Annotated in this window: 16 protein-coding genes; 5 read left to right on the top strand and 11 right to left on the bottom strand. The window is 69.2% G+C overall.

Translation table 11 applies throughout. From position 1 onward, the window contains the following. Nucleotides 1-32 precede the first annotated feature (32 nt). Nucleotides 33-512, bottom strand: coding sequence for a DUF1772 domain-containing protein (locus ACFVW6_RS15425; protein WP_378827374.1), 480 nt, complete (start codon nt 510-512; stop codon nt 33-35). 17 nt (nt 513-529) lie between these two features. Further along, complete coding sequence (locus tag ACFVW6_RS15420; RefSeq protein ID WP_378827376.1) at nt 530-922, bottom strand: nuclear transport factor 2 family protein; 393 nt, start codon at nt 920-922, stop codon at nt 530-532. A gap of 76 nt (nt 923-998) precedes the next feature. Between ACFVW6_RS15420 and ACFVW6_RS15415 the strand changes: the two genes are divergently transcribed. Continuing rightward, complete coding sequence (locus tag ACFVW6_RS15415; protein ID WP_378827378.1) at nt 999-1583, top strand: TetR/AcrR family transcriptional regulator; 585 nt, start codon at nt 999-1001, stop codon at nt 1581-1583. A gap of 48 nt (nt 1584-1631) precedes the next feature. On the opposite strand, the gene ACFVW6_RS15410 is transcribed toward ACFVW6_RS15415, so the two are convergent. Next, a complete protein-coding gene (locus ACFVW6_RS15410; RefSeq protein WP_378827381.1) occupies nt 1632-2237 on the bottom strand; it encodes a TetR/AcrR family transcriptional regulator in 606 nt (201 codons plus the stop codon). An 87-nt stretch (nt 2238-2324) separates the two neighbouring features. Here ACFVW6_RS15410 and ACFVW6_RS15405 point away from each other — a divergent pair, with 87 nt between their 5' ends. After that, nucleotides 2325-3218 (top strand): sterol desaturase family protein, encoded by an 894-nt coding sequence (locus ACFVW6_RS15405; protein WP_378827383.1) that lies wholly within the window; start codon nt 2325-2327, stop codon nt 3216-3218. Nucleotides 3219-3231: 13 nt separating this feature from the next. Here ACFVW6_RS15405 and ACFVW6_RS15400 read toward each other — a convergent pair whose 3' ends face one another. Then, nucleotides 3232-6468 carry a BTAD domain-containing putative transcriptional regulator gene (locus tag ACFVW6_RS15400; protein ID WP_378827385.1) on the bottom strand — a complete coding sequence of 1079 codons (3237 nt, stop codon included), beginning with the start codon at nt 6466-6468 and terminating at the stop codon, nt 3232-3234. A gap of 109 nt (nt 6469-6577) precedes the next feature. Here ACFVW6_RS15400 and ACFVW6_RS15395 point away from each other — a divergent pair, with 109 nt between their 5' ends. The 3 genes from ACFVW6_RS15395 (at nt 6578) to ACFVW6_RS15385 (ending at nt 8991) form a co-directional block, all read left to right on the top strand. Continuing rightward, complete coding sequence (locus ACFVW6_RS15395; RefSeq protein ID WP_378827388.1) at nt 6578-7474, top strand: alpha/beta fold hydrolase; 897 nt, start codon at nt 6578-6580, stop codon at nt 7472-7474. After that, the gene (locus ACFVW6_RS15390) at nt 7474-8055 is read left to right on the top strand and encodes an NADPH-dependent FMN reductase (RefSeq protein ID WP_378827390.1); all 582 of its coding nucleotides are present in this window, start codon (nt 7474-7476) and stop codon (nt 8053-8055) included. Before ACFVW6_RS15395 ends, ACFVW6_RS15390 begins: the two co-directional genes overlap by 1 nt. Before the next feature lie 69 nt (nt 8056-8124). Beyond that, nucleotides 8125-8991 (top strand): alpha/beta fold hydrolase, encoded by an 867-nt coding sequence (locus ACFVW6_RS15385; RefSeq protein WP_378827392.1) that lies wholly within the window; start codon nt 8125-8127, stop codon nt 8989-8991. A gap of 12 nt (nt 8992-9003) precedes the next feature. Here the strand turns inward: ACFVW6_RS15385 and ACFVW6_RS15380 are convergent, their stop codons facing one another. From ACFVW6_RS15380 to ACFVW6_RS15350, 7 genes are all read right to left on the bottom strand, one after another. Further along, nucleotides 9004-9213: a molybdopterin-binding protein gene (locus tag ACFVW6_RS15380; RefSeq protein WP_378827394.1), complete on the bottom strand. Its 210-nt coding sequence runs from the start codon at nt 9211-9213 to the stop codon at nt 9004-9006. 53 nt (nt 9214-9266) lie between these two features. After that, nucleotides 9267-10493, bottom strand: a complete 1227-nt coding sequence (locus ACFVW6_RS15375; protein WP_378827396.1) for a serine hydrolase domain-containing protein — start codon at nt 10491-10493, stop codon at nt 9267-9269. Nucleotides 10494-10744: 251 nt separating this feature from the next. Further along, nucleotides 10745-11629 (bottom strand): DUF4231 domain-containing protein, encoded by an 885-nt coding sequence (locus ACFVW6_RS15370; protein WP_378827399.1) that lies wholly within the window; start codon nt 11627-11629, stop codon nt 10745-10747. A 3-nt stretch (nt 11630-11632) separates the two neighbouring features. After that, nucleotides 11633-15841: a TIR domain-containing protein gene (locus tag ACFVW6_RS15365; RefSeq protein ID WP_378827401.1), complete on the bottom strand. Its 4209-nt coding sequence runs from the start codon at nt 15839-15841 to the stop codon at nt 11633-11635. A 71-nt stretch (nt 15842-15912) separates the two neighbouring features. Next, nucleotides 15913-17067, bottom strand: coding sequence for a S8 family serine peptidase (locus ACFVW6_RS15360; protein ID WP_378827403.1), 1155 nt, complete (start codon nt 17065-17067; stop codon nt 15913-15915). An 11-nt stretch (nt 17068-17078) separates the two neighbouring features. Further along, entirely contained in the window at nt 17079-18098 is a 1020-nt protein-coding gene (locus ACFVW6_RS15355) for a trypsin-like peptidase domain-containing protein (RefSeq protein ID WP_355278821.1), read from the bottom strand. Between the two features lie 264 nt (nt 18099-18362). Next, nucleotides 18363-18755 carry a DUF4870 domain-containing protein gene (locus ACFVW6_RS15350; RefSeq protein ID WP_387791861.1) on the bottom strand — a complete coding sequence of 131 codons (393 nt, stop codon included), beginning with the start codon at nt 18753-18755 and terminating at the stop codon, nt 18363-18365. Nucleotides 18756-18843: the final 88 nt, after the last annotated feature.

The raw sequence follows: 18843 nt of genomic DNA, 5'->3' as shown, positions 1-18843 counted from the left end.
TACAGCTGATTCTGTATTCAGAAAAGGATGTATCAATCCGGCCGGTCGGCGCGTCCATCGGCCGACTGCCACAGCCCCACGACCAGCGCGATGACCAGCGCGAACGCCGCGAAAGCCGTTCCGGTGCGCAGGAAATGGAACAGATCCCATCGGGTGAGGATCGCGGCGTAGTCGGCCGGCGGCCCGTCGATCACCCACTGGTTGATCCGGTGATTGATCGGCACATTGCCCAGGCGGGTGATCAGGAACGAGGCGACCACCAGCCCGGTGGCGACCGCGGCGACGACCCGGCGGCGCCCCGAGGACGACACCGCGAGAACCAGACAGCTCAGCGCCGCGGCGGCCATGGTGGCCTGCATGCTGATGCTGTTGTTCTGCATGAGTTCGGTATGGAACTCCAGGCGCATCTGCAGCGGAACGCGATGGAAAGTCGGGACCAGATTGGCGGCGCCGTAGCCGAAGGCGCCGGCGAGCAGGCCGGTGGTGAACAGGGCGAGCGAGCGGATGAGCACGGGTTCTCCTCGGCCGATCACGCGGCCGCGACGGGGCGGGTGAGCTGGTCGGCGCGCCGGAGCTTGCCGTCCGGCGTGAACTCACCGAACAGGAAGACCTCGGTGGCCACGGTCCCCGTCGTGCGCATCGTGGCGTGGATGGTCAGGCGGGCGGCCATCCTGGCACCGTCGGCGATCACCTCGTGTACCTCGAATCGATAGTCGCGCAGGTTCTTTCGCATGGGACGCAGGTGCGCGATCAGCCGGTCGCGGTCGAGCCGGATCCCGTCGGCGATCTGGACCACCTCGGGCGCGTGGAACCGGTCGACCACCTCGGCCGGATCGGCGTCGGCCGCGAGGGCCGCGGTGGTGAATTCGGTGAAGAAGTCGGCGATGAATCGCTCGGGCGAGCGGGGGGATGCGGGATCCATGACACTCCAGTCGTAGAATTCTTACAGCGATGTAAAGGTTAAACTCGATCGGATAACTTTGACAAGGGTGTAAGATTTGACCGAATCACGGGAACCGAAGCGGCGCGCCGACGCCACCCGCAGCCGGGCGGCCGTCCTCGACGCCGCCACCCGGCTGCTCGCCACCCAGCCGGACGCCGGCATGGCCGCCATCGCCGCCGAGGCGGGGGTGACCCGCCAGACCGTCTACGCCCACTTCGCCTCGCGCGACGACCTGATCAACGCGGTCGTCGAGCGCACCACCACCCGAGCCGCCGAAGCCATGCGCGCCGCGGACCTCGACAGCGGCCCGGCCACCGCCGCCCTGCTCCGGATGCTCGACGTCGGCTGGCAGTTCTTCCGCGTCTCCCCGCTGGCCCACCACGTGGGCGCGTTCGCCCGGCAGCGCGACGAGGACCGCCAGCTCCCCATCAACCACCGCCTGCTCCGCCTCGTCACCCGCGGTCAGCAGGCAGGCGAATTCACCGGCACCGTTTCCCCCGAGTGGCTGGTCACGGCGATCGTCGCGGTCAGCCACGCGGCGGGCGACGAGGTCAGGGCGGGCCGGATGACCCAGCCCGAGGCCCAGATCGTGTTGCGCGACAGCGTGCTCCGCCTCGTCGGCGGCGTCGACCAGACCTGAGGCGATCCGGCCCATCCGCGAGATTCCCGGCGCGGGGCCGGGTGCCGCTCATCGGGTGACGGCGGCGACCAGCGCCTCGATCAGGCGGTGGCTGCGCGCGCTCATCTGCGTGGCGGACTGATCGGGGTGCCGTAGCCACCACTGGATCAGCGAGGTCACCGAGCCCATCCAGACATCGGTCAGCGCCGACAGATCAGCGGGATCGGTGAGCTGGACCGTTCCGAGGACATCCGCGACCCCCCTCGCCGCCTGAGCCGCGATCCCCCGCCGGGCCGCGCGGGCGGCGTCGGCGGCCTCGCCATCCTCCGGGTGGGATCGATCGAACACGACGCTCCAGTCGTGCGGGCGCGGTTCCAGTGCGGCGAAGATCGCGTCGAGGGTCCGTCGTGCCATCGACAGGTCGTCACCGGCGGCGATGGCCGACTCGATCGCCGCGTGCAGGAGGGCGGCGGCGCGGGTCACACACGCGATGTACACCTCGTCTCTGGATCGGAAGAAGGTGTAGACCAGCGGCTTGGACACGCCGGCACGCTGGGCGACAGCGGTGAGCCCGAGCCCGGCGTAGCCGACCCGGCCGATCTCGGCCACGGCCGCGTCGAGGATCAGCTGTTCGCGCTCGGCGCGGGGGACGCCCTTGGTTCCGGCGGTGCTCACTCCCCCATCCAACCATCGCCGGGGTCGGCCATTGACTCCTAATTGACCACTTAGTAAATTACCACTACGTCTATATTAGGAGCCGGTATGTTCTCCGCGGTCTGGGACCACATCAACAACCCCCTGCTCTACGCAGTCCCGTTCTTCATCGTCTTCATCGCGATCGAGGCGGTGAGCCTGCGGCACGCGAGCGCCGACGCAGGCCCGCGCGCGTACTCGCCGATCGACACCCGCACCAGCCTCAGCATGGGTTTCGGCGCGCTGGGCGCGATGGCCCTGTTCAAACTGCTCACCCTGATCCTGTTCGTGATCCTGTGGACCGAGCTGGCGCCCTGGCATCTCCCGACAACCGCGTGGTGGTACTGGCCGGTGCTGATGCTCGTCGTCGACCTCGCCTGGTACTGCAATCACCGGTTCTCACACCGCGTGCGGATCGGCTGGGCCGCGCACCAGGCGCATCACTCCAGCGAGTACTTCAACCTCGGCACGGCACTGCGGCAGAAATGGAATCCCTGGTCGGAGGCCATCTTCTGGGCACCACTCCCGCTGCTGGGCTTCGCGCCGTGGACCATCTACGTCGCCTTCGCGCTGAACCTCATCTACCAGTTCTTCACCCACACCGAGACGATCGGCAAGCTGTGGCGCCCGGTCGAATTCGTGTTCAACACACCGTCGCATCACCGGGTCCACCACGGCAGCGACCCGGAGTATCTGGACCGCAACTACGGCGGCATCCTGATCGTCTGGGACCGGATGTTCGGCACCTTCCAACCGGAACTGCACACCCCGTCCTACGGACTCACCACCCCGGTCGGCACCTACAACCTGCTCCGCCTCCAGTACCACGAGTACGGCAACATCATCCGCGACGTCCGCGCCGCGACCCGATGGCGCGACCGGCTCGGGTACGTGTTCGCGCCACCCGGCTGGCAGCCCGCGGATCAGCGAGCCGATGTCGCCGAAACGACGCAGGCGGCCTGAGTTCGGCAGGCCACTAGCCCGCGCGGGACGCCGCGACGACGTCGAGCAGTTCACGCGCCGCGGTGGCGGTCAGGTCGAGGCCCGCGGTGTGGGCGGCGGTGAACTCGGCCGCGCCCAAGCCGGTACGGACCACGGCGGTGGCGCGGTCTACGTCGGGTTGCTCGGCGGGGAGCAGGGGCATGCCGGTGCTGGTGCGCAGGGCTTGGGCAGCGCCGAGCAGGCGGGCGGCGGTGTCGAGTTCGCCGAGGGCGGCGGTGGCGGCGGCCGCGCCGCCGAGGGCGAACGCGGCGTCGCGGGGGGCGTCCATGCGCTGAGAGCCGTCGAAGGCACGCAGGTGTTCGGTCAGGCCCGCGGCGGGTTCGCCACGCTGTTCCAGCAGATAGCCCAGCTCGACCTGGAGCATGGGGACGAACAGCGGGATCTCCTCCTCGGCAGTCGGGTCGGTGGCGGCGTCGGCGAGCAGGGCGCGCAGCAGCCGCTCCGCCTCGTCGGGCCGATCGTCGCGGCGCGCGGTGAAGGCCAGCACGATCGAGGCGAACAACCGGCCCGCGCCGTCACCCTGTTCGGCGGCGAGTACCATAGCCTGCTCGGCGAACTCCCTGGCAGCGTCGAACTCGGTGTGCTGCATGGCGATCCAGCCGAGCCAGCACAGATGCGAGGCCGCCTGCCCCCACAGTTCCAGCTCTCTGGCCAGCACCAGGGCTTCCCGATGGATCTCGGCGGCACCGGCGAGATCGCCGGTCAGCTCGGCCAGGCCGCCGAGCCACTCCGCGGCTTGCAACCTGCCCCACCGGTCGCCGAGCTCGGCGAACAGCCGCGCGCCCTCCTTCGCGTACCGGTCCAGGGCCGCCACGTCGGCCCGGCTGTGCGCGGACTTCGCCAGGGCCACCTGGATGGTCGCGACACTCCAGCGGTCACCGAGGTCCCGGCACTGCGAGAGCAGTTCGCGCACCGAGGTTTCCAGGTCCTGGTCGGCGCCCGCGTCCAGCGCCGAGATCAGCAGGACGACTTCGGCCCGCACCCGCACGGCCGGGTCGTCGAGTTCCGCGAGCCCCGCCGACACCGCGGCGCGGCGCGCGCTCGCGTCGGTGAAGTCGCCCTGCTGGAAGGCGGCGGTGAGCTGCCACGCCGCGACCGGCGCCCGACGACGCGCGGTGCCGCCCAGCGCGAGTACCGCGTCGAACCAGCGGCGGGCGAGGCCGAGCCTGCCGCGCAGCAGCCAGTACCACGCCAGCGCGTCGGTCAGCCGGAGCGCGGTGTCGGCGTCACCCTCGCGCAGCGCGTCGTCCAGCGCCATCCGCAGATTCGCGTCGTCGCTGTCGAGCTGCACCAACCATCGGTGCTGGTCGGCGCCGTAGAGCTCCGGCGCGGCGCGCTCGGCCAGCGCGAGGTAGTACGCGTGATGCGCCCGGCGCACCGCGACGTCCTCGCCCGCCTCGGCCAGCCGGTCCAGGCTGAACGCGGCCACCGACTCGAGCAGCCGATACCGGCGCCCGCTCTGCTGGACCAGCGATCGGTCCACCAGCCGCGCGATCACATCGGCGATCAGCGCTGGCGCGACCGGTGCCGGAGCACCGTCGACCTCGGCGGCGCACACGGACTCGGCCGCGTCGAGCGTGCACCCGCCCGCGTGGACGGCCAAGCGGCGCAGCACGACTCGCTCGTCCTCGTCGAGCAGCCCCCAGCTCCAATCGATCATGGCGGCGAGGGTCTGCTGACGCGGCGGAGCGCCACGATGCCCGGTCGCCAGCAGCCGGAACCGGTCGTCGAGCCGGGCCACCATCTCGTGCACGCCGAGCGCGCGAACCCGGGTGGCGGCCAGTTCCAGGGCCAGCGGGATGCCGTCGAGCCTGCGGCACAGGGTGGCGACCGCGTCGGCGTTCCCGGCGTCGAGCGCGAACTCCCTGGCACCGGCCTGCGCGCGCGTCACGAACAGCCGCACCGCGTTCGACTCGGCGATCGCGGTCACGTCGCTGCCGGGCGACGGCACGGTGAGCGGTTCGACGGTGACGACGTCCTCGCCCGCCAGGCGCAGTTGTTCGCGGCTGGTCGCCAGGATGCGCAACCGGGGAGCCGCGCCGAGCAGCGCTTCGGTGAGGTCGGCCACCTGCTCGACGATGTGTTCGCAGTTGTCCAGGACCAGCAGCATGTCCTGCTCGGCCAGTGCCTCCCCCAGCGCGATCGCCGAGCCTGCGCCGTCCTCGAGCCGCATGCCGACGACCTGCGCCACGGTATCGGCGACGCGATCGGCGTCGGTGGTGGCCGAGGCCAGCGGCGCGAGCTCGACGAGCCAGGTTCCGTGCGGATGGCGCTCGGCGCGGCCCGCCGCCGTCGCCGTGGCGAGGCGGGTCTTGCCGACGCCACCCGGACCGATCAGGGTGACCAGCCGGGAGCCATCGACGGCCCGGCTCAACGCGTCGAGATCGGCTGTCCGGCCGATCAATTCGGTGCGCGGCGCGGGGATGTTGGTCGTGCGCCTGCGGACGACGGCCTGCGGTCGGGTGACCACCAGGCCGGGGTCCTGGCCGAGGATCGACCGGTGCAGGTCGACCAGTTCCGGGCTCGGGTCCAGCCCCAGTTCGTCGGCGAGTTGCCTGCGCAGGTCCTCGTAGCTGTCGAGCGCGTCGGCCTGCCTGCCCGCGCCGTACAGGGCGCGCAGCTGCGCCGCACGCAGCCGTTCCCGCAGTGGGTGTTCGGCGACGAAGCGCGTGAGTTCCCCTACCACCGCACCGTATTCGCCCTCGGCGAGCCGGGCCTCGGCCAGCTCCTCGACCGCGACCAGGCGCAGTTCCTCCAGCTGAGCGACGGCCGAGCGGGTGAACTCCGCGTCGCGGAAGTCGTCGAAAGCCGGTCCGCGCCAGAGTCCCAGCGCCTCGGTCAGCGTCGCGATCCGCGGCCCGGTGTCGGTGTGCGTGCGCGCTTCGGCCAGCAGGGCCCGGAACCGCAGCGCGTCGACCGCGGTGGTGGCCAGGCGGTATCCGGGCGGCGGCGACACCACCAGATCGCGGCTGCCGGGTTCGGCGTCCTCGAGCGCGCGGCGCAGCTGCGAGGCTTTGGCGGCGAGGGTGCCCGCGGGGTTGCCGGGCGGGTCCTCGCCCCAGATGTCATCGATCAGCCGGTCGGCCGACACCGGCTGACCGGCGGCGAGCAGCAGATCGGCCAGCAGGGCCCTGACCTTGGTCCCGGGAACCGCGACGACGTCACCACCGTCGGTCCACACCGTCAGCGGACCGAGCACACCGAAACGCATAACCGCACCCTAGCGGGTTCCGCGCGCACCGGAATCCGACCGTAAACAAACCGGAAGGCCCCGGGCGCACTGTGGTCCCAACGAGATCGACACCCCACAGGAGAACGACATGAAACTCACCGCCCTCGCCCTCATCGCCGGGATCGCCGCCACCGCGCTGCTCACCGCCTGCGGCTCCGACCAGGCCACCGCGCCCGCGTCGCCCGGCGCCTACGCCGAGGTCAACGGCCTGCGCATGTACTACGAACGCCACGGCGTCGCCACCGAGCAACCGCCGCTGGTGCTGCTGCACGGCGCGCTCTCCGGCATCGGCACCGACTTCGCCGAGCTGATCCCCGAGCTGTCGAAGACCCGCGAGGTGATCGCGATCGAGCAGCAGGCGCACGGGCGCACCGCCGATATCGACCGCCCGCTGCGGACGCCGCAGATGGCCGACGACACCGTCGCGCTGCTCGGTCAGCTCGGGATCCGGCGCATCGACCTGCTCGGCTACAGCATGGGCGCCGGCGTCGCGCTCGACATCACACTGCGCCACCCGGAGTTGGTGCGCAAGCAGATCCTGCTCTCCGGTGGGCTCGGCGCCGAGGCCATGCACCCCGGCCTGATGGAAGGAATGGACGAACTGAAGCCCGAGCACCTGCACGGCTCCACCTTCCACACCGACTACCTGGCCAACGCGCCGCGCCCGGAGGACTTCCCCCAGCTGGTGGCCCGGGTGATCGACCACGATGTCAACGGCATGCCGTCGGTCTCCCCGGACGCCGCCCGCACGATCACGGCCCCGACACTGACCGTGATCGGCGACTCCGACATCGTCCGGCCCGAGCACGCCGTGGAGATGTTCCGGCTCTTCGGCGGCGGCATCATGGGCGACACGCCCGCCGGCCTGCCCAACGCCCAGCTCGCGATCCTGCCCGGCACCTCCCACATCACCGCGCCGCATCGCCCCGAGCTGCTGCTGCCGATGATCCCGGCCTTCCTCGACGCGCCCGTCAAGGACGCCTGATGCACGAGCCGATGCGGGTGGCCCTGATCGTCGGGTCCACCCGCGCAGGCCGTTTCGGCCCGCTGGTGGCCGACTGGTTCGCCGGTCGCCTCACCCGCCGCCGTGACCTGAGCCTCGACCGGATCGACCTGGCCACCGCCGCCCTCCCGCACCAGCTCCCCGACTTCGACGAAGAACATCCGGACCCGGTGCGCGCGTTGGGTTCCCGGCTCGCGGCCGCCGACGCGTTCGTGCTCGTCACTCCCGAGTACAACCGCAGCTTCCCGGCCGCGGTGAAGAACGCGATCGACTGGTTCGACACCGAATGGGCCGCCAAGCCGGTCTGCGTCGTCACCTACTGCCGCGACACGGAGGGCGGCCACGGCGCCGCGCAGCTCCGGCAGGTCTTCGGCGAACTCAACGCCGTCCCGATCCGCCGCACCGTCACCATCACGAAAGCCTGGCAGCGCTTCGCCGTCGACGGCTCCTGGCCCCGCCGCGACCCCGAACTCGACGACACCGTCGAGTCCACCCTCGACCAGCTCACCTGGTGGGCCACCGCCCTGCGCACCGCCCGCACCGCCACCCCGTTCGTACCGTGACGAAAACCGATGAATTCCGGGGGTGGAAGCCGTCTGTTCCAGGGAGACGCAATCAGCAGAGGAGTCGTCATGCCATCTTCCGTCCGACCGTCACCCGAGCGGCTGGTCGCCGTCGGCGACGCCGACCTGTGTGTGACCACCTTCGGTGACCGGCGGCACCCCGCGATCGTGCTGCCGTGCACCGCGCGGCTGTTCTGGGAGGACTCCTGGTGCGAACAGCTGGCCGACGCGGACCGGTTCGTCCTGCGCTACGACATCCGCGACACCGGCCGATCGACCGCCTACCCGACCGGCTCCCCCGGCTACACCCTCCGCGACCTGGTCGCCGACCTCATCGGCCTGCTGGACGCCCTCGACCTGCCGAGGGCCCAGCTCGTCGGCTACTCCGTCGCCGGGTGGATCTGCCAGCTCGCCGCCCTCGACCACCCCGGCCGGGTATCCGCTCTGGCCCTGATCAACACCCGCTCAGCCGCCCCCGGCCCTATCGACCCGGACCTGCCCGAACATGCCGACCGGGTCATGGCGTTCTTCACCCGGACCGCGCCCCCGGACTGGTCCGACCGAGCGGCGGTGATCGACTACCGCGTCGAACAGGCCCGGATACTGGCAGGCACCCATGGATTCGACGAACCGACGGCACGGCTGCATGCGACCCGGATGGTCGACCGCACGACCGATATGTCCGCCAGCGTCCTCAACCTGGCCTACGTCGACTCCGGCGACCGCTGGCGCGAGCGACTGGGCGAGATCACCGCGCCGACCCTCATCGTCCACGGCACCGACGACCCCTTCTTCCCCTACGGCAACGCCCTCGCCCTCGCCCGGGAGATCCCCGGCGCCGAACTGCTCCCCCTGGACGGCATCGGCCACGAGCTCCCGGCTATCACCTGGGACCGGGTGCGCATCGCCCTCGTGGCACAGCAGCCGGACAGCTGACCGCGCCGCCGATCATTCGATCCCCAGCGTCACCTCGGTCGACTTGATCAGCACCTTCACCACCGATCCCTCGACCAGCCCGAGATCGTCGACGGCGTCGCGGGTGATCGACGAGGTGATCTCGTCGCCACCGGCGAGGCGCACCCGCACCACCGCCATCGCCTCCCCGCGCGTCACCGAGACCACCGTGCCGTCGAGTTGATTCCGTGTGCTCAGTCGCATGCACCGCAGCCTAGATCGATTATCTGCGGTTCCTCGTCGACACGCGTCGGAGGTCAGACCGCCATCGGCAACTCGACCGGATCGCCTGCTTCCGCACCCGCGCCGCGCACCACCGCGGCCAGCAGGCCGAGCAGGACGAACTGATCGCGCGGCAGCAGCAGCGCCTCCGGCGCCCAGTTGTGCACGAACCCGACGGCCAGGCCGGAGGCGGGATCGGCCCAGCCGCCGGAGCCGACGAAGCCGATGTGCCCGAACGCGTTTCGCGCACCCGGTACCGGCATCGAGTGGTAGCCGAGCCGCCAGCCCATCGGCAGCAGCAGGTTGCGGTCGGGCAGCACCGATTGCAGGCGTGCCATGGCGCGCACCCGCTGTCGCGAGAACAGGGGCGATTCGGTGGCGATCGCGTTGTAGACGGCGGCCAGGGAGCGCGCGGTGAACACCCCGTTCGCGCCGGGGAGTTCGCCGCGCAGGATGGCCGGGTCGGCGCCGTGGGCCAGGCGGTCGATGCCCTCGGTGTAGATCGATCGCAGGAAGCCCGCGCCGGGGACCGGGGTTCGCGCGGCGAGCCGGATCATCATCTCGGCCTGGGGAATTCCGAGCGGAGTGGTCGATCCGTGGGTCGCCGCCACCGTGGCGCGCGCGTCGGGTCCGGGAGCTCCGAGGTGTAGTCCGTCCACCCCAAGGGGTTCGGCCAGCTCTGTGCGATACAGCTCACCCATGCTCTTGCCGGTGACCGCCCTGGCGATTCCCGCGATGATGGTTCCGTACGAAATCGCGTGGTAGGCGGGGATTCCGCGGAATCGGTCCGGTGCGGCGGCGGCGAGGCGTTCCTCGATCAGCCGGTGGTCGGCGAGGTCGTCGGCGGTGTGGGCGAAGACGCCGATCCGCGACAGCCCGGCCCGATGACTCATCGCTTCCGCGACGGTGATCCGCGCTTTGCCGTTCACGCCGAATTCCGGCCAGTACTCCGCGACCGGAGCCTGGTAATCGACGAGCCCGCGTTCGGCCAGCACGTGCAGCACCGTCGAGGTGACGCCCTTCGACGTCGAGTACGACAGCGCCGCGGTGTTCTCCTGCCACGGCATCGCACCGATGGCGTCCGCGTACCCGGTCCACACGTCGACGACCGGCCGCCCGTGCTGATAGACCGCCAGCGCGCCGCCGCCTCGCCCACCGTCGAACAACCGCCCGAACCGATCGATGGCTTCCCGGAACTGGGGTGCGGCACTACCGCGAATCGCGGTGGTCGGCGGCCCCGGACGAGACGATGCTCCAAGCATTAGAAAACCTCACATGTCACCATTGACAGACGAATTCCGGATCACCGTCCGCAATCAGTCGGAGGGTTTACGTTACCCGAGATCAACAGGCATTTCGAGACCGCGAGGCCCGTTCGATACCCGTCCGTACACATTCCTCTCGAACGGAGAAATTCCCCGGCGAAATTTGTCTCAGACGACCAACTAGTCGACTCCGGTCACGGAACACGCCGTAGGTCGAGCGGTCCGCTACCGCCCGGAGCCGCTCTCGATCACGCTTCCGCGCGCTCGCTCCATTTGGCCATCCAGCTGGCATTCTCCAGCGAGATGGTGTTCTCGCAGTCCGCCACGAACTCCCCCCACCGGTCCCGGTCGGTGGGTGATCCATCGGCCCGCCACCGGTCGAGGCGCCGGTGCAGGCGGTCCGCGGTGGCGAGGTAGGTCATCACCAGGAAGTCGTATCGCTTGGCCGCGAGATAGGCCAGTAGCGAGCCGCTCAGGGTGGTCATCACCGCCACCCAGGGCGCGATCCGCCCCGCCGCTTCCGCGCCGACACCGGTATTGATCGCGGCGACGATCGTGGCCGCGAGGCCGAGACCGATGGCGGCGCGCCGCAGCCCGGCCGCGCGGGCGCTGTAGCGGCGGGCGGTCGGCAGGTAGTAGTCGTCGATCTGGGCCAGCACCCGGTCGTGGACGTATTCCTCGGGGCGCATCGGGCGCGGCGCCCGCGCGGTCGTATCGGCGGGCGCGAGCAGCGGACGCAAGTCGTCGGCCGCCTGCTCGATCCCGGCGATATCGGCTTGCAGTTGCCCCGGCTGTTCCGGATACCCGGTGGCGCAGTACGCGAGAATTCGCTGCTTGATGCCTTCGGAGACCGCCCTGGCCCTGGTCCATCGGCGGGTCGATTCGGCGGTGAGGTACTGGGCGGTGAGAAAGGTCGCCACCGCCAGCGCCACCGCGCCGGAGAGGGCCACGATGCGGGTCGGAATGCCCGCCGAGCGGAGGATCGTCGTGGTCGAGGCCGTGGCGATCGCGCCCCAGCTGCCGAGGAGGAGGACCGCGAGGCGGGTTCGGTCGAGGCGGCGCTTGAGGTGGGTGGCGGTCAGGGACCAGCGGGTTCGCCTCTGCCAGAGGGTATTCAAGAGCTCGTCGGTCATCGGCTATTCCTCCCCCGCGATCGGCAATCCCTCGCACAGTTCGATGTAGTCGATTTCCGGGGACACCCAGATCCGCCACATCTCCCGGCTCATGTTGTGCGTCATCTTGGCGCAGAGTTGCTCGGGCGAGGCGGTCGGCACGGACCACATCCGGATGGTCTCGTCCACGCTGGCCGACATGATCCGTGCACCGTCGGGTGTGAAGTCGACTGAAGTGATGGGGGCACCGTGACCGACGAAGGCCGGGCCGATCTGCTGGTGCGTCGCCACATCCCACAGTCGCAATCGGTTGTCGGTGCCCGCAGTGACGAGCGTTCGGCCGTTCGGAGCGAACCGAATCAGGCCCGCAGGACCGTCCTGCCACAGTGCCTTGCCGATTTGCTCGCTGGTCTCGGTATCCCAGAGACGAACCGATTTGTCTTCGTAGCCGACAGCGAGCAGACGACCGTCAGGGCTGAAGGCACTGCTTTTGACCCAGGCCTGACCCACCATCGGTTCTCCCACCGGCTCACCGCTGTCTGCGTCCCACAACCGCACCGAGTAGTCGGCGGCACCGGTGGCGACGCGCCGTCCGGCATTGTCGATCGACAATGTCCGAATGGTGGCCTTGTCATGGCGAAGCTCCGGTCCGATCGGCCGCATGGTCGCCATGTCGTAGATCTGGGCGTCGCCGCCGATTCTGGTCACGGCCCTGCGCCACCCGGGATCGAAGGCAAGCGCCGTAGTACTCGGTGGCAGCGAGATCGGTGGCCTGATCGGCGTGCCCGATGCGGCGTCCCAGGACCGAATATCGGTCAGGGTGATGGACTCCGGGCTGAATCCGACTGATACCACCTGCGTTCCATCGACTGTGTATTCCGCCGACTGGAAGATGCCGGGTTCGCCGTGGATCACGGGACCGATCTGCGCACCGGTGGTGGAGTCCCACTGCCGGATGGTGCCATCCGTGGCCCCTGAGACGATGTGCCTGCCGCTCGAGCTCACATCCGCGCCTAAAACCCTGGCGCCGTGGCGCATAGGCCGCTCCCCGCCCAGATCCCATTCGCGGACAGTGGAATCCAGGCTGCCGGACAGGACTCGCCCGGTGTCCGGGTGAAACGCGACGCTGGACACGACGAGTTCGTGTCCTTCCAGTGGCTCACCCAGAGGTTGGCCTGTCGCGGCATCCCATAGCCGGATCGTCTTGTCATCGCTTGCCGAGATGATTTCCGTCCCGTCCCGGCTGTACGCGACGTATTCGACAGCTGCGGAGTGCCCCCGTGACGGCTCACCGATCAATTGGCGGGTCTTGGTATCCCACTGCTGGATATCGAATCCCGCAACCACGAGCCGCTCCCCGCTGCGATCGAAGGCGAGGTGGTTCACCGCGCTGGCGGTGTACACGGTCAGCGGCTCGCCCGATGGCAAGCCGGATCGGGCGTCCCACAAACGGATGGTGCCGCCGAGATCACCCGAAGCGATGAGCTCGTTTCCGCCGAATGCCACCGAGATCACCGGCATGGTGTGTCCGGTCAAAGCACCGACCTGCTGATGCGTGTCGACATTCCAGAGCAAGACGGATTTGTCCGCACTCGCCGAAACGACGAGTCGGCCGTCCGGGCTGAAGACGACTCCTGTCACGCGTCCCGCGTGGCCGTGCATTTCGGCACCGATCTGCTGCTGAGATCCCACATCCCACAGGCGCACCGTCCCATCCGCGCCCGCGGATACGAGAACGTTTCCGTCCGGACTGAACGCGATGCGTGTCACCTCGGCAGTGTGCCCCGTCATCAACGCACCGATCCGCTTCCAGGTAGCGGAGTCGAGGAGTTGGATCTCGGTACCGCCCGCCACCGCGATCGCTTTCCCATCCGGGCTGTAGGCGACGTCGGCAACCTCGACGCTCCCCATCAAGGCAATCTTTCGGAGTTTGCCTTGTTGATGAATAGCGTTGAGCAGGGCGAACTCCCGCGGAATTTCGGCCGGAATGCGGTACGCGGCGATAGCCATCTGCATTCCCAGAATGTCGTTACTCTTGCCCGGCCATCTCCCCGAAAGCATGAGCTGCGAATTCGCCGACAACGCCAAGACGGATGCCCGACGGCTCTGGGCGGCAGCCCGCTCCTGCGCCCGATCAGCACGCACCCACAGAAACCCCGCGACCAACGCCGCGACCATCGTCAACACCAGCGCCGCCCGCAGAATTCGCGACCGCCGATGCAACGCCACCGCGCTCCGCTGCGCATCCTCCTTCGCCCGGCTCTCGGTGGCCGCCAAAGTCTCCGCCGCCTCCTGCCGCTCCCGCGCGGCCCGCAACTCCTCCTCCCGATGCCGACGTTCCTCGTCGACCCGCTCGTCCTCGGCCTGCCGGGACGCCAGCAGCAGACCCCGGACGGGATTGAGCCGCTCACGGAATCCCGGTGCGGCGGCGAGCGATTCGGCGTCGGAGAGCCGAGAGCCCGACAGCAACCATTCCTCGCGGCGCCCGTTCTGCTCCCATGCCTGCGCTGCCCGCTCGAGATTGTCGGCGGCCTCGAGATCGGCGGCCTCGACGCGCAACCAGTCGGCGAGCGTATCCCATTGGCGTAGCAGGCTTTCCAAGGCGACTTCGACGACGATCGCGCCGTCACGTTCGTCCTTGACCAGCAGCCTGCGGGCGACGAACCGCTCGAGCAGCGGATGGCTCTCCGGCGGCAGATCGAACCAGCGGGCCGGTCGGCGCATCGGCTGGTCGGTGCCGGAGTTGATGGTGGCCAGCCACGGCACGAACGCCCGGCGCAGGATCGCCAACTGCTCGGCTCTGACCTCGGGATCGTCGTCCAGCAGTTCGTCGACCTCACGCTGCACCACGCGGCGTAGTCCGCCGAGGGACTCGTAGTGCGCGAGGGTGATCTCGCCGTCGCCGTAGTCCTGATACAGCCGGGCGAGGGTGAGCGAGAGCAGCGGCAGGGTATCGGCGCCGCGCGACCAGTCGTCCAGCAGGCGTTCGACCAGGTCCGGCGCGAACGACAGGTTCGCGCCCGCTTCCCGCGCCCGCCGCACCGGCCCGACGATGACCTCCTTGAACTGCGCCTGCGGCATCGGTTTCAGATCGTCGAACGGCCGCACCGCGACCGAGGCGAGCATGGGCGCGGTCTGCAGCGGTTCGTAGCGGTCGGAGCGGATGGTGGCGATCGCGATCATCGAGATGCCACGATCGCGGTCGAGCAAGCCACCGAGCAGGGTGAGCAGCACGCCCGTCTGTTCGCCCGCCTCGGGTCCGAACAGTTCCTCGGCCTGGTCGATGGGCAGGATCAGCGTCGGCGCCGGGTCGTCGCTGTCGGGATCGAGGACGCGGTCGCGCGCGGCCCGCTGCGCTTCGATCAGCCAGGCCCTGACCTGTTCGATATCGCGGATGCCGTCCTCGATCTCGGTCAGTCCGGGCCTGCGCAGCCCGACGTCGATGCGCAGCGTGTGGATCGACCGGGCGAAGCCGGCGTCACCGGTGAGCGCTTTGCGGTGCGGGCGAACGATTCCCATCGTGCGGAAGTGGCGGTCGTCGCGGGTCAGCCGCGGCAGCAGCCCGGCGCGCACGAACGACGACTTGCCGACACCGGACGGACCGAGGACGACGAACAGGTGGCCGCCGCCGAGGCTACGCAGCCCGCGCACCGTGTCCATCGCCCGCCCGATCTGCGCGTCGCGACCGAAATACACTGCGGCGTCGATCGATTCGAGCGGTTCCCAGCCGCGGAACGGTGCGCGGTCGGGGTCGCCGCGCGGTGGCCAGGCGAAGGTGTCGGCGCCGATGCCCGCGGCGCGCAGGCCGTGCCGGAGCCGTTGCAACCCCTCGGTCAGGAACTCGACCGTGTCCCCGTTCACGGTGATCGCGGTCTTCGGTCCGTCGCCGAACAGGTCGCAGCGCTGCCATTCGCTGGTCATGTCGCGACCGGTCAGCGGTTCGAGGCGGACCGTGAAGATGGGCTTGTTCAGCGACTCGGCCTGGCGGTATTCGACCTTGCACTCGTGCGAATTGTCCCAATTGTTCGATAACAGGCAGATGACCGCCTCGCAGCGATCACCGGCCCGACGTAACGCGTCCTTCCATCGGACGCCGGCCGGAATCCCGGTGTCCGGGTCGAGATCGAGGAAGATCTCGCCTGCCAGACCGGGCTCCGCCTCGATCAGCCACGCCCGCAGCGCGACCGCCTCGCGGCTGTCCCGGCTCGAATGGCTGAGGAACAGCCTGGCCATTTTGCCAGAATGCGCTCGCGCCGAGCGCGGGTCAACCCCGCGCCCGGCGCAGCGATCGGCGTTCATGGTGGTCAGGCCCGGGAACGGTCGATGCCCGCTTCGATCAGTGCCGTCCGCGCGACGTCCTTCGCGCACGCGGTGAGCGCGCCGAACGCGCTGATCCGGCTGAACGTCTGCCCGGTGTGGACGACATTGTCGTGCTCGTCGTCGCCGTCCACGATCGGCACGGCACCGGCCAGCAGCCACTTGCGGACGTCGGCGACCGACGGCATCGTCCCGGTCGCCCGCAGATGCAGTTGCTGCACCAGCAGGATGACTCCGGCGACCACGGGCGTGGCCTGGCTGGTGCCGTGCTGGATGGACTCACCGGTGTCGTTGCGGATTCCCGACGAGGTCGTCGGGGCACCGGGCGCGAAGATGTCGGTCGCGCAGTCGCCGCCCGCGGTCGCGTGCAGGCGCTGCGAGAACGGCGTGATCCGGTCCGGTGCCGTGGACAGGGCGGTCGCCCCCGATCCGTAGCTGAACGAGCCCTCGTCGGCGTCGTAGACGGCGCCGACGCTGATCGTCTGCCGGAAGATCGCCGGGTAACTCATCCCCTGGGCACTGCTGTGCCCGAAGTAGTCGTTACCCGCCGCGACACAGCAGGCGACCCCGGCGTCGGTGAGTTTGCGCAACTCCACGCCGACGCCGTCTCCCGCGAAACCGGCGTCCGTGGTGTTGTTGTCCGAGGCGCCCAGCGACATACAGACGACGGAGATCCCGAGCGCCGCCCGATTGGCCAGCACCCAGCGCAGGGCGTCGCGGATCGCGAGAAAGCTACCGCCGCCGGAGTTGTCGAGCACCTTGACCGGCACGACGTTCGCGCGCGGCGCCATTCCGGTGTGCACACCGCCCGCGCAGATGATGCCCGCGACATTGGTGCCGTGGCCCTGCCCGTCTTTCGCGTCGGTGGGTGAACCGTTGTTGTCGGTGGTGAAATTCCGGCTCGCCTTGACTCGCCCGGCGAAATCGACGTGGGTGGTGCGCAGACCGGTGTCGAGGACGGCGACGGTCATACCGGTTCCGTCGACATTGAACTTGGCGCGCGCCTCGGCCGCGCGCACCAGCAGGTCGACCTCGAGCAGTTCGGGCAGCACCGACAGGTCGGACTGCAACGGCTTCTCGACGGGCACGACCGTATCGAACGCGACGCCGGCTTCCGGCTCGGCGGAGATGATGTCGGACATGATGATTCCTCCTACAGCGCCGAGTACTCGACGATGAAATCGAAGACGTCGCGGGTCATCCGCCTGCCGAAATTGGGCTTCGAGTTGTCGCCGATCGCGCCGGTGGCACCGCGCAGCACGCCGACGACATAGGGCCAGCCGTCGGTGTCGTAGACGTAGAGGCCGGAACCGCTGTCGCCGTACCACGCGTCCATGAAGAAGTTGATGTACTGGCCGTTGAGCAGGCCGTTGCCCTCGTTGCCCCAGATCTGCGGCTGCGCCTTGTCACTCGGGTGCCCGTACAGGTACATCCGATTGCCGGTCACCACATTGTCGGGCGCGACCCACAGGCCCTTCCATCCAGACGCCCGGCCGGGGAAGTCCCCGTAGCCGGAGAACTCGATGACGGCGTAGTCGAAGCGCGCGTCACCGCCGGCGTTGTTGACCCAGCCGCCGGGCACCGTCACGTTGTAGCCACCGTGGCTGCCGAACGGCATCGGGGTCGCGTCCTGGCGGTCGGTACCGGGCGCGAAGGAGGCGAACGGCAGCCAATTCGTCCCGTTGTGCACGACGTGTGCCGCGGTCAGTGCGGTCGACGGCCCGATCATCGTCCCGGACCCGGAGTAGCTCCCACCCGGCAGCGCGAGATAGGTGACCGTGCTCATCGGATACGCGGTGTTGTCGCGTCGCACGACCCGGTTGTCGGGGCCGATGATGCCCGAAAGCGCGTGCAGCGACTTGGAATCGATGTGTTCGGACTCCGAGCGCGGCAGCGCGGTGTAGGACGACGTCTGCCGGGCGCGGTCGGCCCGCAGCAACTCGACGAGCGAGGTGTTCGGCGCGTCGGTCGTGTACTCCTTGCCCTCGTTGTAGATCACCGGCCGCAGCGCTTCGGCGAGCTCGTAGTCCGACAGTTCGAGTACGGAGCCGAGTTCGTCGCCGTAGGGCGGCTCGACGCGGGGGTACACCGAGTTCGGTGACACCTTCGCGTCGCCGACCAGCGTCAGCGGTTTGCCTTTGGGCGAGGTCAGGGTGGTCATGGCGGTAGACATGCGGACTCCTCGGTTCCGAGCGGCTTCCGATGCCCATCGCCACGTCAGCCGCGGATTGTTTGGCCGCTCCCAACGTACGAAGATGTGACCCGCCCAACGCGAGTACCCGGCTACCCCAATTCTCCGGTCGTACTACTTACGTCCTACCCGGTGACGCACCACTCGCCGACACGTCGCACGCGGGCGCCGACGGCCCGAGAGTGACTCGGGGCCGTCGGCGTCAGGAGTGTCGAACGTGCCGCTGTAGGGAGATGCGAGCCGCCGCTAGTCGACCGCACCGGCCAGTCGATCGGCGTACGGAGCGAGGAACTTTCCGACGAAGGGGAGTTCCACCCGCGCACCGCCGCTGTTGTTCGCCCGGACCATCGCCATGATCCAGACCACGAGCGCGAAGATCGCGAGTGCGAAGCCGGCGAGGCTGACGATGATTCCGAGAGCTCCGAGCAGCGAGCCGACGACGCTCAGCACGATATTGAGCACCGAAACCGTGCCGAAGAAGATGATCGATTGCGCGGCATGGAATTTCACATCGGCATCGCTCCTTCCCACGAAGAGGAAGATGATTCCGGTGAGCCAGCCCAGCGCGTAGGACAGGATCGCGCTGGTCTTCTTGTCCAGGCCGGTGGGCTGTGTGTGGTTCGAGGAAGAAGATGTCATGAGACGAGTAGATGCCACACTCGCCACCTACCGATCCCAACTTTCCGCCCGAACCACCCCGGGTGGTCGGCCGTGGCATGGTCGGAAC

The sequence above is a fragment of the Nocardia sp. NPDC058244 genome (assembly GCF_042882065.1).
Taxonomy (GTDB): Bacteria; Actinomycetota; Actinomycetes; order Mycobacteriales; family Mycobacteriaceae; genus Nocardia.
Note: the sequence above shows the minus strand (reverse complement) of the source record. Positions and strands in the feature narration are given on the sequence as shown.

Coding starts and splice junctions, on each gene's coding strand:
- ACFVW6_RS15365 (WP_378827401.1), bottom strand. CDS start 15,841: ATGGCCAGGCTGTTCCTCAGCCATTCGAGCCGGGACAGCCGCGAGGCG.
- ACFVW6_RS15355 (WP_355278821.1), bottom strand. CDS start 18,098: ATGTCTACCGCCATGACCACCCTGACCTCGCCCAAAGGCAAACCGCTG.
- ACFVW6_RS15395 (WP_378827388.1), top strand. CDS start 6,578: ATGAAACTCACCGCCCTCGCCCTCATCGCCGGGATCGCCGCCACCGCG.
- ACFVW6_RS15380 (WP_378827394.1), bottom strand. CDS start 9,213: ATGCGACTGAGCACACGGAATCAACTCGACGGCACGGTGGTCTCGGTG.
- ACFVW6_RS15420 (WP_378827376.1), bottom strand. CDS start 922: ATGGATCCCGCATCCCCCCGCTCGCCCGAGCGATTCATCGCCGACTTC.
- ACFVW6_RS15405 (WP_378827383.1), top strand. CDS start 2,325: ATGTTCTCCGCGGTCTGGGACCACATCAACAACCCCCTGCTCTACGCA.
- ACFVW6_RS15350 (WP_387791861.1), bottom strand. CDS start 18,755: ATGACATCTTCTTCCTCGAACCACACACAGCCCACCGGCCTGGACAAG.
- ACFVW6_RS15400 (WP_378827385.1), bottom strand. CDS start 6,468: ATGCGTTTCGGTGTGCTCGGTCCGCTGACGGTGTGGACCGACGGTGGT.
- ACFVW6_RS15375 (WP_378827396.1), bottom strand. CDS start 10,493: ATGCTTGGAGCATCGTCTCGTCCGGGGCCGCCGACCACCGCGATTCGC.
- ACFVW6_RS15385 (WP_378827392.1), top strand. CDS start 8,125: ATGCCATCTTCCGTCCGACCGTCACCCGAGCGGCTGGTCGCCGTCGGC.
- ACFVW6_RS15390 (WP_378827390.1), top strand. CDS start 7,474: ATGCACGAGCCGATGCGGGTGGCCCTGATCGTCGGGTCCACCCGCGCA.
- ACFVW6_RS15370 (WP_378827399.1), bottom strand. CDS start 11,629: ATGACCGACGAGCTCTTGAATACCCTCTGGCAGAGGCGAACCCGCTGG.
- ACFVW6_RS15360 (WP_378827403.1), bottom strand. CDS start 17,067: ATGTCCGACATCATCTCCGCCGAGCCGGAAGCCGGCGTCGCGTTCGAT.